General features: G+C 64.6%; 11 protein-coding genes, 1 other RNA gene and 4 pseudogenes. 6 read left to right on the forward strand and 10 right to left on the reverse strand.

The genetic code is table 11. From position 1 onward, the window contains the following. Together WJW29_RS17555 and WJW29_RS17560 are read left to right on the forward strand one after the other, a co-directional pair. A partial coding sequence (locus WJW29_RS17555) for a transposase (protein WP_146763617.1) occupies positions 1-216 on the forward strand: 216 nt, incomplete at its 5' end. A 149-nt stretch (positions 217-365) separates the two neighbouring features. Then, positions 366-923, forward strand: a complete 558-nt coding sequence (locus tag WJW29_RS17560) for a DNA-3-methyladenine glycosylase (RefSeq protein ID WP_011259349.1) — start codon at positions 366-368, stop codon at positions 921-923. On the opposite strand, the pseudogene WJW29_RS17565 reads toward WJW29_RS17560, so the two are convergent. Continuing rightward, positions 875-2,487 (reverse strand): annotated as a pseudogene (locus WJW29_RS17565) (ATP-dependent DNA helicase); the annotation flags it as partial. The gene WJW29_RS17560 and the pseudogene WJW29_RS17565 sit on opposite strands and share 49 nt — an antisense overlap. A 231-nt stretch (positions 2,488-2,718) precedes the next feature. Further along, a pseudogene (locus tag WJW29_RS17570) lies at positions 2,719-4,554 on the reverse strand (helicase-related protein); the annotation flags it as partial. Positions 4,555-4,780: 226 nt separating this feature from the next. On the opposite strand from WJW29_RS17570, the gene WJW29_RS17575 reads away from it, so the two are divergent. Next, complete coding sequence (locus WJW29_RS17575; protein ID WP_042465594.1) at positions 4,781-5,125, forward strand: DUF3301 domain-containing protein; 345 nt, start codon at positions 4,781-4,783, stop codon at positions 5,123-5,125. A gap of 210 nt (positions 5,126-5,335) precedes the next feature. Here the strand turns inward: WJW29_RS17575 and WJW29_RS17580 are convergent, their stop codons facing one another. The 7 genes from WJW29_RS17580 to WJW29_RS17610 form a co-directional block, all read right to left on the reverse strand. Next, positions 5,336-5,665 carry a hypothetical protein gene (locus tag WJW29_RS17580; protein WP_011259351.1) on the reverse strand — a complete coding sequence of 110 codons (330 nt, stop codon included), beginning with the start codon at positions 5,663-5,665 and terminating at the stop codon, positions 5,336-5,338. 32 nt (positions 5,666-5,697) lie between these two features. Further along, positions 5,698-6,138: a ClpXP protease specificity-enhancing factor gene (locus WJW29_RS17585; protein WP_011259352.1), complete on the reverse strand. Its 441-nt coding sequence runs from the start codon at positions 6,136-6,138 to the stop codon at positions 5,698-5,700. A gap of 78 nt (positions 6,139-6,216) precedes the next feature. Then, positions 6,217-6,852, reverse strand: coding sequence for a glutathione S-transferase N-terminal domain-containing protein (locus WJW29_RS17590; protein WP_011259353.1), 636 nt, complete (start codon positions 6,850-6,852; stop codon positions 6,217-6,219). A 392-nt stretch (positions 6,853-7,244) separates the two neighbouring features. Beyond that, the gene (locus tag WJW29_RS17595; RefSeq protein ID WP_011259354.1) at positions 7,245-8,003 is read right to left on the reverse strand and encodes a cytochrome c1; all 759 of its coding nucleotides are present in this window, start codon (positions 8,001-8,003) and stop codon (positions 7,245-7,247) included. Continuing rightward, positions 7,996-9,255: a cytochrome bc complex cytochrome b subunit gene (locus WJW29_RS17600; RefSeq protein ID WP_011259355.1), complete on the reverse strand. Its 1,260-nt coding sequence runs from the start codon at positions 9,253-9,255 to the stop codon at positions 7,996-7,998. Before WJW29_RS17600 ends, WJW29_RS17595 begins: the two co-directional genes overlap by 8 nt. Beyond that, positions 9,255-9,899, reverse strand: a complete 645-nt coding sequence (petA, locus tag WJW29_RS17605) for a ubiquinol-cytochrome c reductase iron-sulfur subunit (RefSeq protein WP_011259356.1) — start codon at positions 9,897-9,899, stop codon at positions 9,255-9,257. The genes WJW29_RS17600 and petA overlap by 1 nt, the downstream gene beginning before the upstream one ends. A gap of 529 nt (positions 9,900-10,428) precedes the next feature. Continuing rightward, positions 10,429-11,415: a lytic transglycosylase domain-containing protein gene (locus tag WJW29_RS17610; protein WP_011259357.1), complete on the reverse strand. Its 987-nt coding sequence runs from the start codon at positions 11,413-11,415 to the stop codon at positions 10,429-10,431. Positions 11,416-11,528: 113 nt separating this feature from the next. Between WJW29_RS17610 and WJW29_RS17615 the strand changes: the two genes are divergently transcribed. Beyond that, a non-coding RNA gene (locus tag WJW29_RS17615) (sX9 sRNA) lies at positions 11,529-11,603 on the forward strand. A gap of 24 nt (positions 11,604-11,627) precedes the next feature. On the opposite strand, the pseudogene WJW29_RS17620 reads toward WJW29_RS17615, so the two are convergent. Further along, positions 11,628-12,542: pseudogene (locus tag WJW29_RS17620) on the reverse strand (WYL domain-containing protein); the annotation flags it as partial. Between the two features lie 133 nt (positions 12,543-12,675). Here WJW29_RS17620 and WJW29_RS17625 point away from each other — a divergent pair. Both WJW29_RS17625 and miaB read left to right on the forward strand, forming a co-directional pair. Next, a pseudogene (locus tag WJW29_RS17625) lies at positions 12,676-13,312 on the forward strand (glutathione S-transferase). A gap of 38 nt (positions 13,313-13,350) precedes the next feature. Further along, positions 13,351-14,805, forward strand: coding sequence for a tRNA (N6-isopentenyl adenosine(37)-C2)-methylthiotransferase MiaB (gene miaB / locus WJW29_RS17630; protein ID WP_011259360.1), 1,455 nt, complete (start codon positions 13,351-13,353; stop codon positions 14,803-14,805). The last annotated feature ends 182 nt before the right edge of the window (positions 14,806-14,987 follow it).

Consider the following 14,987-nt stretch of genomic DNA (forward strand, 5'->3'; position numbering starts at 1 on the left):
TCCAACCTAAAGCGTTCGCTGGACGGTGCCTATCACGCCTTCAAATTCGCCAAATACGCCCAGCGCTACCTGGCAGAGACGATGTGGCGGTTCAACCGCCGTTTCGATCTGACCCGGCTGGTGCCMAGCTTGCTGGCCGCCGCAGCCGCCAGCAAGCCGTGGTCCGAGCGGGCCCTGCGTGATGTCACCATGTTCACCGCTGAAAGTGCGTGCTAATCAGGTTCGGAAAAACCCTATTCCCCGTCTGCAGACTTACCACGACGTCGGCTGCAACGTGACGCACACGCAGCTAGGCTTTGCGCATGACATCAAAGCCCCTGCCCCGCTCGTTTTAAGCGCACGATGCGCGCCACGTCGCGCCGCAATTGCGCAACAAGGTGCTGGTCAGTGCTGACGGACGCCGTGGGCGGATCACCGAAGTGGAAGCCTATTGCGGCAGCGAAGACCCGGCCGCGCACTCGTTCCGCGGCATGCCCCCGCGAACGCGGATGATGTGCGGTCCGCCTGGGCAGCTGTATGCGTATTTCATCTATGGCATGCACCGGGCGATCAATGCCGTGTGCGGCGGTGCGCCCGGGCATGCAGTACTCATCCGCGCACTGGAACCTTTCGACGGTCTCGACAGCATGCAGGCCGCACGCGGTGCGGCGCCGGCCAAACTGCTGACCATCGGTCCAGGACGCCTGGCACAAGCGTTTGGCGTGACCGCTGCCGACAACGGGTTGGATCTCACAACGGGCGCTGCGCGGCTCTGGATCGAAGACGACGGTGTGCCGCCACCCGCCAACCCACCGGCGACAGCACGCATCGGCATCCGTAACGCGGTGGATACGCCATGGCGCTGGTTGGTTGCCGACAGCCGCTATGTGTCGCGTCAGCTTCGGCGCATGGATGGTACAGGCACTGGGCTGCCGGGCGACTGAGCCAGCCAGCGTTCCATCGGCGATTGCCCCAGGCCGCACCCGGCCCACGCTGCAGCCGTCGTAGTGCCTGCTCAGCCTGCTCGGGGGTGAGTTCCTGCACCGCTTGGAGGCGGTCTGCTACCCACACTGCCATCGGCAGCCCATCCAGAAACGCCACACGATTGCCCGGCACACGCGCGATACGCTCGCCAGGCAGCAGACTGCAGAGCAGATTGCTGGGGTCGCTTGCACTCACGCAGATCCACTGTTGCGGCAGCGCCTGTGCACACACACGGCGCAAAGCGGCAATCGCATCGGGCAATGCGAACTGCTCGCCGGACAGCCCGGCGATGAAACGCCCGCCGCGGATTTCGCCACGCGCTTCCAGCCGTTGGTACATGCGCAGCAATTCGCGCCATGGCGGCAGCCACGCCGCTTCGCGTTCGAGCAGCCGCCAGCACACCACGCCATAGCGACGCAGCAACGTGCGCGCCACGTGTTCGAGGGTGTCCTGATGGCGCTCGCCGGCTTCGGCACGCGGCAATTCGGGCAACGCACACACTGGGGCCCAGCGGCCGGCGTCGCGAATGCCCAGCGCACTGGCACGGCGACGGTGACGCGACAACGCCGACGGCCGCTTGGACGCCGGCACCAGCAGCGCGCGCAGGCCGGCATAGCTGTCGCAATGCGCACGGCCGCGCATCAACAGCTCGCTCAATGCATCTTCCAGCTCGGTGGTCATCAGATGCGCCCCGTCTGCAATTTCTTCGAAGAACAACGCGCCTTGCTGATGCAGCACCTGCATGACATGTTCGGCGCGGGACCCCAACGGTGCCTCGTCTGCGTGACGCGCCAGCGCGCTCCAGCGCTGCGCTGCGCGCCGTGGCAGCAGCATGATCGGCGTGCTGCGCAGTGCGGCGCCGCTCCGCCCACCACCGGGTCGCACGCGTGCCCACAGCGTGCGCCCGGCGGTGCACAACTCGTCCAGCCAGGCCGGTTGATAGTCGTGCACACGCGCCGGCAACAGCTCGCTTTCCCACAGCACCGCAGGCGCCTCGAAGCCTTCGAGCTGTCCCACCACGCCGGCCAGTGCATCCGGCCCCGCTACGCGGCGGCGGCTGTCCACGCGCTGCCATTCGAACAAAAAGCGCGCGTAATCGCGCTGCGACACCGGCTCGATCGCGCGGCGCCATCGTCCCAGCGCGTAACGATGGAGACGTGCCAGCAGGTGACGCTCGCACCATTCTTCCGCCTACGAGTGCGCACTGAACTGCCCTGCCATGACATAGCCCTCGCGCTGCAAGCCCGCCAGTGCGAGCGCGATCTCTGCTTGTGGTACCCGCAACGCGTGGGACAAGGCCGGCACCTGCGCGGGGCCGAGGTCAGACAAGCGCCCTCGCAGTCATTCGCGCACTGCCCAATCGCGCTCCCAGTCGGCAACGTGGCAATCGTCTGGCGCCTGCAGGGGCGGCTGCGCAGTGGCTTGCGGATACAACGGCAGAAACCAGTCGATGCGCTCGGCACTGAGCCACAACGCGGGGATGACCTGCAAGGAAATGCCTGATTAGCCCCGACCTTCAGCTGCAGCACCTCCGCGCTTATCGCTAAACCGGCCCAATGCCAGGCCGCCATGGGGTCCTGGCTGAAAGAACTTCGCACCGGCTCCTCGCATCAGCAGCGCCAAGATCAGACATCATGGAACACATCGGTAAAACGAAGCTATTTGCAGGACTGCAACAAAAATCCAGCTGATGGCCAGGGCTAATCAGGAGGAAATGCAGGTGGCACGACCAGCCGCAGCCAGGGCGGATAATCAAGCCTGCCACTGCGCGTCGGCGGCTTCTTCGACCGGCAGCACGCCTCGCCCTACCAGCGCTTCGTGCATTTCTTCGGCATCGCGCGGCTGTGGCCACGCCTGCTCGCGCACGGCCTCGATGGCCTGCGGATCGAGCTGGCCCAGGTCGTCGCTGCTTTGCGGCGTGTAGCGGCGACCTTGCACGGCCTGGGTCCGGCGTTCTTCCAGTGGTGCATCGTCGAGAAATGCGTAGGGACGCGCATTCAAGGCTTGGGCTGCCAGCGGCGACGGTGCAGCCAGATCGCGCGCAATCAGCGTGATCGCGCCGGATTCCAGCCCGCGCATCTGCAACCAGCCTTCGCTGTCCATCGAGTGATGCAGGCAATCTTCCAGGGTGTGCGCCACCAACGGGTGGTCCAGCACTTCGCGTTCGCCGACCAGATTCTCTGCGCAGGCCACTTGGTCCGGAAATACCGTGGCCAGCAAATCCTCCGACTTCGTCCGTTGCAACTGCGGCGCCACCTTGTTGCCGCCGCTGAAACGCGGCAGCGCCATCGCATTGGTCGGGTTCCAACGCCAACGCACGCCGAACAGCGGCGCATCCAGCAATGCCTGGATCAACACATGCTCGGCCGATGACGAATGCAGATACCGCCCAACCTCTTCCAGCGCAAAACTGTGGCGGGTGGACAGCGACAGCACGATGGCATCTTCGGTCGCCGCCGCCTGCAGTTCGAAGTTGAAGGTGCGGCAGAAGCGCTTGCGCAATGCCCCCCACGCGCGATTGATGCGGCTGCCTTGCGGCGAATGGATCACCGACTGAGTCCCGCCGCTGGCATCGAAGACGCGCTCCATGACCAGGCACTGCTGGGTAGGCATCGCGTCCAGTGCGATGCACGCGTTGGCCAGATAGTGCGCCAGTTGCCGCGCCGCTTCGGCGGACATCGCAAGCTCACTCTGCAGCCAGTGGCAGGCTGCTTGATGTAGTGCGGTGTCCAGCCGCGCGGCAATTTCGCCGCGCAGGCGCGACACCGCCGCCGACAATTGGTCGCTACGGCCCGGCGCTTCGCCCAGCCAGAAGGATATGTTCGGCGGTGCGCCTTTGGCATCTTCCACGCGCACGCGCCCGGCCTCCACGCGCAGGATGCGGTAGCCGGCGTTGCCGAGCCGGAACACATCGCCGGTGAGACTTTCGACAGCGAAATCTTCGTTCACCGTGCCGATCTTTTCGGCCGTAGTTCCAACACCACGCTGTAGTCGCCGGTTTCGGGAATGGTGCCGCCGGAGGTCAGCGCGGTCATGCGGGCGCCGATGTACCGCATCCGGCGCGCGGACCAAGTCGCGTGCTGAAGCCATCGCACAGCATGCGCACCACGCTATCGAACGTCGCCCGGCGCAACCCGGCGAACGGCCACGCCCGCCGCACCAGCGCGAACAGCGCATCTTCGTCCCAGTCTTCGCACGCGGCTTCGGCCACGATCTGCTGCGCCAGCACGTCGACCGGCGCCAGCGGACTGCGCAGGGCGTCCACTTCGCCACGGCGGATGCTATCCAGCAGCGCGGCGCATTCGACCAACTCGTCGCGGGTCTGCGGAAACAGGCGCGCCTTCGGCGTACCACCAACCTTGTGCCCGGAACGCACGGCGCGTTGCAGGAAGGTGGCGATCGAGCGTGGCGAACCGAGCTGGCAGAGCAGATCGACATCGCCGATACCAGCCCCAGCTCCAGCGATGCGGTCGCCACCAGCACAGTGAGATCGCCGGCCTTGAGCCGTCGCTCGGCCAACAAGCGTGTCTCGCGCGACAGACTGCCGTAATGCGCCGCCACGCGGTGGTTACCGAGCAAATCGCCCAGATGCCAAGACACATCGGGCGCCAGCGGTATCAGCCAACGCGCCGGAGGACGGCTCCTCGCGCCAGCCGCTCATTCAAGGACTACACCTCCAGCACGCCCACGCAGCTCCAGGCAACGCCGCTCGCGCAACATCTGCCCGCAACGCCGCACCAGCGGAATGCGCATGCGGATTGAAGACATCGACCGCGTTGCGATTGTCGGGCACGCAAGGCCATGGCACATTGGCGGCATGCCTAGTCTCATCGTCTTCATGATCGTCGGCTCGGCGGTCGTCGCCTTTTGGAACTCCTCGCGCGCCGCCGCCGAACGCGCCGAGGTACTGGGCCGCAATGCCTGCCGCGCTGCCGATGTGCAGTGGCTGGATCAAAGCGTGCACTCCACCGGCATCCGCCTCTGTCGCATGCCGACCGGCTGGCTAGGATTCGAGCGGACCTTTCGCTTCGACTACTCCTGCGATGGCGTGGATCGCCACAGCGGCAAGCTGGTGCTGCGCGGCGATCAACTGATCGCCTTCACCGGACCGCAGGTGGCCAGCGTGCGTACGCTGCACCCCGAGCAAGAGCCACTTGAATGACGGGCCCGATGCGCAGCGAATCTCATGCGCGCGTGCTTGGGCCTAATGCCTGAAGGCTCCGCAGCGCCACACGAACATGCATGACGTTACAGACCGCCCAAATTCGGTACGGACGCGGCCATCGGCGGCCGGGACGCGCATGTGGTTGCCGCTGCCGCGCGCCACTGGGCGTTCCCGCACGTGGCCGGCATGCGCTCCTCCACCGGCGATTTACGCCACAGGCGTCGAATCCGCGGGCACAGGCGCGTAGCCATGCGTCCCTCCACTCAGCCAGCGCAGTCGCTTACCTTCCCGACGCAGGTATGCCCGCGCAAACACGCATAACGGATGCAGCAGGTCGGCATGCTGCAGCAGACGCGATTTTCCGTCGACGTCGATGTTGAGAAAGTGCGCTTCATCGGGCGTGTCGGTGTAGCTGCGCGCGATCAGGTAGGCCACGCCGTCCGTGAAGCGATAGATGTCGTACTCGTAGTCGTCGTCGTATGCGCCGGAAGCATCCGGCTCACCGCAATCGACATGACGCAGACGTTCCACCGGCATCGGAACGTCGCCGTTATCGATAGCGGCAATGCCTACTTCACCACGCGCAGATGCGGGCGCTTGCCACCACTGGGTGGTTCGTCCGGCGTTGGCGCGCTCGGCGGCGGGGCACCTGGATCCGGCGGCTCGTTGCTGGTGCCTGGGATGTCGTCCGGCAACGCCATGCCCTGCCCGGTCTCGCGCGCATACACCGCCAGCACAGCCGCCATCGGCACCATTACCGGGTGGCTCACGCCACCAAAGCGCGCGGTAAAGCTCACGCTCTCATTGTCGACCTGCAGGCCGACCACCGCGCGCTCGGCGATATTCAACACAACGCGACCGTCCTTGACCGCACTGGCAGGCACCTGCACACCGGGCAGGCCTGCGTCCACCAAAACGTGCGGCGTCATGCCGTTGTCGTTGATCCATTCAACCAGGGCACGCAACAGGTACGGGCGATGGCTGGTCATGCGGGGGAAATCTTCGCTCATGGCGTCATTTTACCCGCACACGACCCGCAGCGGCGGACACGCGATCGGACGTCGGTCTGTTGGCATACAGCCGTCGCATCAGCCCGGCAGATCGCGCAGCTTCTTTTCCTGATCGGTCAGGCTGCGAATGAAACCGGGATTGCGGAAGATGCGGTTGCCGTAGTCCTCGATCGCCTTGCCGTCCTTGGGCAGGCTGATCTCCAGCGCGTCCAGTCGCCAGATGATCGGCGCCATCGCACAATCGGCCAGACTCATTTCCGGATTAAGGAAGAATTTGCTGGCCTTGAACAACGGCACCGATGCGGTGAGCAGTTCTTTCAGGCGCTTGCGGCCGGCCTCGGCCTGCGTTTTATTGCCCAGCTGGACCGCTTGTACCTGCGGCACCCAGTCATGCTCGATGCGCAACATCGCCAGGCGCAAGCGCGCACGCGATAACGGGTCGATCGGCATCAGCGGCGGATGCGGGTAGCGCTCGTCCAGGTATTCGCTGACCACCGACGCGGCGTACAGCACCAGGTCACGTTCGACCAGCGTCGGCACCGAATGATAGGGGTTGAGATCGATGAGATCTCCGGGAGGATTTTGCGGGTCGACCGGCACCAGGTCGTAGGTCACCCCTTTCGCCGCCAGGACCAGACGGACCCGGTGGCACAACACATCGTCGTTGGACGAAAACAAAGTCAAGGTATTCCGCATACGCACACTCGTCGCCATTCAAGGCTCTCCGACGACCGGAATCCGCCGGCCGCATCGGCGCGGCCGGCCCAACGCCGACAGTCACCACGGTCTATCGAGTGTGCAATCACGTCACGCAAAAGCCAAGAGTAATACGGCTTATTAACGTTCCGATAAGGCAGTTATTGCGCTGTTACACGGAAATGCGTGACGTGTGCGCGTCGCAGCGATGTCGCACGGCGCCAAGCCGATGGCCTCGACAGAGGCACTGCCGGCTTGCAGCCCCTCCCCCCCCTTCCCAGACGCACAGGGGTGACGCACTCTCCCACACGGGGAGAGGCTCAGCGATACAGGGACGTTCAAGACACCTGCCAGTTCTTCCCTGCACTGCATTCGTTCGCTGTTGCAGCCGACGATGGCTTAGGCAGCGTTCAATGCACGTCCTTCCAATATTCCTTCTTCAGCAGGTACGCGAGAAAGGTGAGCAGCGCCAGAAACAGGACCACCCATACGCCCATGCTCTGGCGCTTGAGTGCGGCCGGCTCGCCGGCGTACTCCAGGAAGTTGGCGATATCGCGCACGGTCTGGTCGAACTCCACCGGCGTCTGGCGGCCAGGCTGCCCGAGCTTCAACGCTTCCACCGGCTTATCGCCGGTCGCCTTGTCGGGCGGGCCGAATTGCGCCTGCTGCAAGCCTTGCAAATCCCATAGCGGATTAGGCATGGACGCGTTGGGGAACAGCTTGTTGTTCCAGCCCAGCGGGCGTGTCTGATCCAGATAGAACGACTTGAGATAGGTATAGACCCAGTCGGTGCCGCGCACGCGCGCGATCAACGTCAGATCCGGCGGCGCCTTGCCAAACCACTTGGTCGCCGCATCGTGCGGCATGGTGCCTTCGATGTGTTCACCGACCTTGGCGCCGGTGAAGTTGAGGTTGGTCATGACCTCTTCTTCGCTCAAGCCCAGATCGCTGGCCATGCGCGAATAACGCAGGTATTTCAACGAATGGCAGCCGAAGCAGTAATTCATGAACAACTGCGCCCCCCGTTGCAGCGAAGCGCGGTCGCTCAGGTCGTTGCCTGCGTGCTGCACTGCCACACCCTCGGCCGCCATTGCGCCACCGGCCATCAACAGGCCGCAGAACAACGCGGCCACGCGCGACTTCCATGACGTCACGTTGGCGTTAGTCATGGGTGGTCACCCGTTCCGGAACCGGCTTGGTTTTGTCCAGCCGCGTCCACACAGGCATGGTGATGAAGAAGGCGAAGTACAGGAAGGTCAGCACCCGCCCGACATAGGTCTCGTGCGCGTCGGTCCCGGGGCCGGAACCAATCACGCCCAGCCACACAAAGCACACCACCAGCACGCCCAATGCCACTTTGGAAATCCCCCCGCGGTAGCGCACCGAGCGCACCTTGGCGCGATCCAGCCACGGCACCAGGAACAGGATCGCGATGGCCGAGAACATCACCACTACGCCACCGAGCTTGTTCGGCACCACCCGCAACATCGCGTAATACGGCGTGTAGTACCACACCGGCTTGATGTGCTCCGGCGTCACCAGCCGATTGGCTTCGGTGAAGTTGTCGTGCTCCAGGAACAGACCACCGAAGGCCGGTGCGAAGAAGATGATGAAGGCCGCGATCAGCAGCAGGAACCCGACGCCGACCAGATCCTTGACCGTGTAATACGGATGGAACGGAATGCCATCGGCAGGCTTGTGCGGATCCCAACGATTGCCCTTGGGGCCCTTCTTGATGTCCACACCGTCGGGGTTGTTGGAACCCACCTCGTGCAGCGCGCCAATGTGCAGCACGATCAACAGCAGAAGCACCAACGGCAGTGCGATCACGTGCAAGGCGAAGAAGCGATTGAGCGTGGCATCGCCGGGCAGATAGTCGCCCATGATCCATTCGGTCAGCCCGTTGCCGATCACCGGAATGGCGCCGAACAGCGAGATGATCACCTTCGCGCCCCAGAACGACATCTGCCCCCACGGCAGCACGTAGCCCATGAAGGCTTCGGCCATCAGCACCAGGTAGATCAGCATGCCGAGAATCCACACCAATTCGCGCGGCTTCTGGTAGCTGCCGTACATCAACCCGCGGAACATGTGCAGGTACACCACGATGAAGAACAGCGAGGCGCCGGTGCTGTGCATGTAGCGGATCAGCCAGCCCCACTCCACGTCGCGCATGATGTATTCGATCGAAGCGAATGCATCGGCGGCGCTGGTCTTGTAGTGCATCGTCAGGAAGATGCCGGTGACGATCTGATTCACCAGCACCACAATGGCAAGCGAACCGAAGTAGTACCAGAGGTTGAAGTTCTTCGGCGCGTAGTACTCGCTGATGTGCTTGCGGTACATGGGCATCAGCCCGGGCGCGCGCTCGTTGACCCAATCGAAGACGCCGTTGGCGGTACGAACCAGAACATTGCTCATCAGGCAGCCCCCGTGCTTTTGGCCGACGTAGCGGCACTGTCAGGATCGACGCCGATCACCAAGGTGTTGTCGTCTACATAGTGGTGTGGGGGCACCAGTAGATTGATCGGTGCCGGCACGCCGTCGAAGACGCGGCCGGACATGTCGAACCGCGACTTGTGGCAAGGGCAGAAGTAACCGCCTTTCCACTGCGGGTCGTAAGGCTCGGGGCGGATCTCGGCGACCATCTCCGGCGAGCAACCCAGGTGCGTACACAGCCCGACCAGCACCGAGATGTCGGACTTGATCGAGCGGTATTCCGGGTTTTTCAGCACGTACTCCGGCTGCTGATCCTTGTTCTCGGACTTGGGGTCCTTCAGCCGGTCGTCCAGCGACGGGAGCGCGTCGAGCATGGCCTTGGAGCGCTTGACGATCCAGATTGGCTGACCGCGCCATTCAAGGACCATGCGCTGGCCTTCCTGCAAGGCGCTGATGTCGGCGGTTACCGGTGCGCCGGCCAACTTGGCACGAGCACTGGGATTCCACGACTTCACGAACGGAACTGCGACGAATCCTGCTCCGACCGCACCGACCACAGCGGTTGTCGCGGTTAAAAACCGACGACGCCCGATATCAGCAGGTGCGTTGACCCCATCGTTGGCCATCCGGCTCTCCGATCTTGATTAGGTAGCGTGAGGCTGCCAACGGCTGGCGGGGGGTCCAGCCGCGATGAATCGACCGCAGTGTAGCGGAACGCTTAATGCACAGACAACGCAATGTACGCAGTAGGACCCATGCGACGCAACGGCCGATGCAGCGGAGCGCCGATCATGTGGATCGCAGCGCGCGTGGAAGGTGTGTTCGGCTGTGATGCAGTGCCCGTGCCTCGCCTGCAATGGCAATGCATGCGTGCGTGCGATGGGTCCGTGGGCATGGTGCAAGCGCAGCACTACGATTGCTTGCGATTCGCCGTGGGCGTTGCAACGTATGTCGCCAATACCAATACGCAAGCACTCCGCTCTGTACGCACGGGGTGCGCCCTGACGAACATCGCCATAGCGTGGCTCAGAAACGTGATCAACAATCGTCGGGCAACCCTGGATCGGGCAGGAGCGGTGGCGCGCGCGATAGGGCGACCCGAGCACCAGCTGCGCTCGCCTGGCGGACGGCCGCACAGTCGTGTTGTTAGCCGCTTTAGTTCGCTGCGGTCGCCTGGCCACGATAGCGACCGGCCAATACACCCACACGTTGCACGTAACGCTGGGTCTCGCTATACGGCGGCACGCCGCCATAACGGTCCACCGCGCCCTCGCCTGCGTTGTAGCCGGCAGCAGCCAGGGTGAGGTCGCCATTGAAGCGTTTCAACAGCCAGGACAGATACTGCACACCGCCGCGAATATTTTGCGTTGCATCATAGGCGTCGCTAACGCCGAAGCGGCGTGCGGTGCCAGGCATCAACTGCATCAAGCCTTGCGCGCCGGCGCGACTGAGCGCGAGCGGGTTGTAGGCCGATTCGGCATGGATGATCGCGCGCACGATCGATTCTTCCACCCCGAACTCGTGCGACGCCGCTGCGATTTCCTGCTGATAAGCGTTGGTGTTGAGGCGGATCGCACCGAAGTTGACGCCGGGCTTGGCACCGCAGGCGTAACAGGTTTCTATAAAGCTGTAATGGATGGTGCGCAGTCCCTCGATACTGGCGACCTGACGCGGACGGGTGCTGGTGTAGTGGCGCACGCCGTCCTTCATATACGAGTACACCTGCCCGCTGACCACCCGGCGCGGGTTGACCGCCGCTGCCGCTGGCGGGGGTACAACCGCGGTGGCCGACACCGGCAACGCACGCGGCGCCAGCGTCGAAGCGACCTCGGCAGCACGGCGTGGCGGCTGGTTGACCGGCTGGATGATCATGCTGGCAGGCGCACCGCTGTCGATATTGGCCATGCTGGGCGCATGGCTGGTGGACGCGCGCGCCGCCGGAGCCGTGGACGCTGCGGGACGACGGGCGGACCGATCCGGCGTATAGCTGCTGATGACGCTGCAAATGGCGCCGCTCTGGCGCTTGCTCAGATAGCTGGTGATGCCGTCGCCGCTGACGCACTTGTACAGCGTGCCGGCGCTGACCGGCGCAGCCGACAACGTGACAAGCAGCAGCCCCAGCAATCTTGACATCCCCTTCATGTAGTGCAGTGTCCCAGCTTGCCTGAGGCTTGCCAAGTGTCGGCCAGCGTGAGAACAGCCAGCACCACTCCTGCGTAGGCGCCAGGCGGGCGCAGCCGGTGCTCGAATTCCTCAAATACCAACCGCACACTCAGGCTCCTGCACGCCGCTTACGCCCACCTGACGACTGCTCGCAACGTTTGTTGGCCGCTTTTACGCGCCAGTTGGGCACACAACGCGTTCAGCGCCTGGGTCAGCGCGGCACGCGCTTGGTCCGGCGCGATCGCGTCGAACGGCAGGTCCAGCGGCAACAGGTTGGCCGCCAGCGCGGGCATGCTCGGTGCACCAAGACCCAGCCAGCAATGCGCGGGGCCGTCCGCCTCCAAGGCACCCAACCAGGGCGGAATGCGGGCTGCCAGTATCTCCACCGTACCAGCCAGGCGGAACCGCGCTCGGCACGGGAACGGTGCTTCGCCAACGGCTTTGCACAACAGCTGCAGCGGTTCCTCGGGCACTGACCGGGGGGCGAACTGCGCGCCGGTGGCGGCCGCCCGATCGATCCGGGCCGGGCGCAGGCTACGCCAGTCCTGGCGCTCGCAGTCCCAGACCAGCAGATACCAGCGCCGCCCATCGTTCACCCGCAGTGTCGGCTCGACACTGCGGGTGATTGCCGCCCCAGAATGGCGCCGATAGTCCAGCCGCAGCGTGACCCGGTCGCGGCAGGCAGCGGCCAGCTGTGCGAGCAAGGCCGCATCGACCAGCGGTTCCGCCTCGGCGGCCGGCATGCTGGCCATGGCGGCATGCGCGGCACTGGCACGCTGGCCACTGCGTCGCGGCAGCAGCGGATCCAACCTGGCCATCACACGTGCGGCCGCCGCGCCCATGCCGCGCACCGCCGGCGCGGCGGCGCGGCGGCGCGCAGGGCGACTGCCACGGTCAGCGCTTCGTCTTCGTTCGAATAACAGCGGCAACGCCGCCGCGCCCTGCCCCAGGCGGTCACCGCCGCCACTGCCCGGCGCGGCATGCACGGAGTAACCCAATGCGCGCAAGCGCTCGATATCGCGCCTCAGGCTACGCGGATGGATGTCCAAGCGCTCTGCCAGCGCCACGCCGGACCAGCTCCGGCCACCTTGCAGCAAGGAAAGCAGACGCTACAGGCGGGCAGCGGTAGAAGCCATGCCGCCAACGTATTGCGGACAGAAACTGTCCGCAAGCGCCCCGTAGGATCGGCAGATCGGCCATGACCACCCGCCCGCGACCGTAGCCAGCCTGGAGACCGCACTGTCCGACGACCGCCATATCACCCTCTTCCACAATCCCCGCTCGCGCGGCGCGCTGCTGCTGCCGGAAGAACTGGGCGCGAACTACAGCGTGCACCCCATCGATCTGGAGAAGGAGCGGCAGCGCACGCCGGAATTCCTGGCGATCAACCTGAAGGGCAAGAGTCCGACCATTGTTCACGGCACCAGCGTGGTCACCGAACAGGGCGCCATCTATGAAAATCTTGCCGAGCTGTATCCGGAGGTCGGTTTATCGCCCGCGCCGGGCGATGCCGACCGTGGCGCCTACCTGCGCTGGCTGGCGTTCTATGGCTCGGCCTTCGAGCCGGCGATCATGGACCTTGCGCTCAAGCGTGAGCCCCCACCACGCTCGCTCTCGCCCTACGCCAGCGCCGACAGCCGTGCTGCAGGTGGTCGATGCGCAGCTGGCAAAGGGCGATGACTTGCTCGGCAAGCGCTGCAGCGCAGCCGATGTGCTGTGGGGCGGCGTCCTGGGGTGGATGGTGGAATTCGGCCTGATCGACCCGCCGCCCCCCACCCGCGCCTCCATCGCCCGGATGGCTGCACGCCCGGCGGTGGCGCGGGCCCAGGCGGTCGACACCTCCGCTGGGGCGGACGCTGGTGGCGCAAGCGGGTAAAATGCGCGGCTCTCTTCTACCCGCCTGGAATAAGCGCCATGCCCGGGACATCCGTTTCCGATCTGTCCACGGCCACCGCCGTGGATGCACCCGCCCTGCTGCCCTTGCCCGTGGCGCGCCCTTCCGCGCCTGCCGTGGTGCGCGGCAAGCTCTATATCAAGACCCACGGGTGCCAGATGAACGAGTATGACTCGGCAAAGATGGCCGACGTGCTCGCCGCCTCCGAAGGCCTGGAGCTGACCGATAACCCGGAAGAAGCGGATGTGGTGCTGGTCAACACCTGCTCCATTCGCGAAAAGGCGCAGGAAAAGGTCTTCAGTCAGTTGGGGCGCTGGAAGGCGCTGAAGGCCGGCGGCAAGCCGGTGATCATCGGCGTCGGCGGCTGTGTGGCGTCGCAGGAAGGCGAAGCCATCGTCAAACGTGCGCCCTATGTAGACCTGGTGTTCGGCCCGCAGACGCTGCACCGCTTGCCGGAATTGATCCGCGCACGGCGCGAATCGGGCAAGTCGCAGGTGGACATCAGCTTCCCGGAGATCGAGAAGTTCGACCGCCTGCCCGAGCCGCGTGCCGAAGGCCCGTCGGCGTTCGTCTCGATCATGGAAGGCTGCTCCAAATACTGCTCGTTCTGCGTGGTGCCTTACACCCGTGGCGAAGAAGTCAGCCGGCCGTTCGAAGACGTGCTGGTGGAAGTGGCGCAATTGGCGGCGCAAGGCGTGCGCGAGATCAACCTGCTCGGCCAGAACGTCAACGCGTACCGCGGTGCATATGGCGCCGATGCCGGCGACCCCGCGCAGTACGCCGATCTGGGCCTGCTGATCCGCACCATCGCGCAGATCGAGGGCATCGGCCGCATCCGCTTCACCACCTCGCATCCGCTGGAGTTTTCCGATTCGCTGGTGGATGCCTACCGCGATGTGCCGCAGCTGGCCAACTACCTGCACCTGCCGGTACAGGCGGGCAGCGACCGCATTCTGTCGGCGATGAAGCGCGGCTACACCGCGCTGGAATTCAAATCCAGGATCCGCAAGCTGCGTGCGGTGCGCCCGGATATTTCGATCAGTTCGGATTTCATCGTCGGCTTCCCCGGCGAAACCGAAGCGGACTTCGAAAAGACCATGAAGCTGATCGAGGACGTGGGCTTCGACCAGAGCTTTTCGTTCGTGTATTCGCGTCGTCCCGGCACCCCGGCATCGGACCTGCAAGACGACACGCCGGAGACGGTGAAGCAGGCGCGTCTTGCACGTCTGCAGGCGCACATCAGCGCGCACGCGGCGAGCATTTCGCAATCGATGGTGGGCAGCGTGCAGCGCGTGCTGGTGGAAGGCCCCTCGCGGCGCGACCCGAACGAATTGACCGGCAAGAGCGAAAACATGCGCCCGGTGAATTTCCCGGGCAACCCGCGTTTGATTGGGCAGTTCGTGGACGTGTTGATCACCGAGGCGATGAGCAATTCGCTGCGTGGTCGCATTCAACTGGACGACAGCGCGCACTGAAGACGGGGAGGCACCGCGCCATGCGGCGCTTCTTCCAGCAGCGCAACGACGCGCCGAAGCGTGTCGCACGCAATGGTCAAAATTTCACCACACAGCTGTCGCGTCTTGCAGCGCAAGGCTTCGCCACACTTACCCACAGGCTTTGCCGAATTCGATCCACATCCTGTGTGGACAACCCTGTC

Source organism: Xanthomonas sp. JL1 (assembly GCF_038405005.1).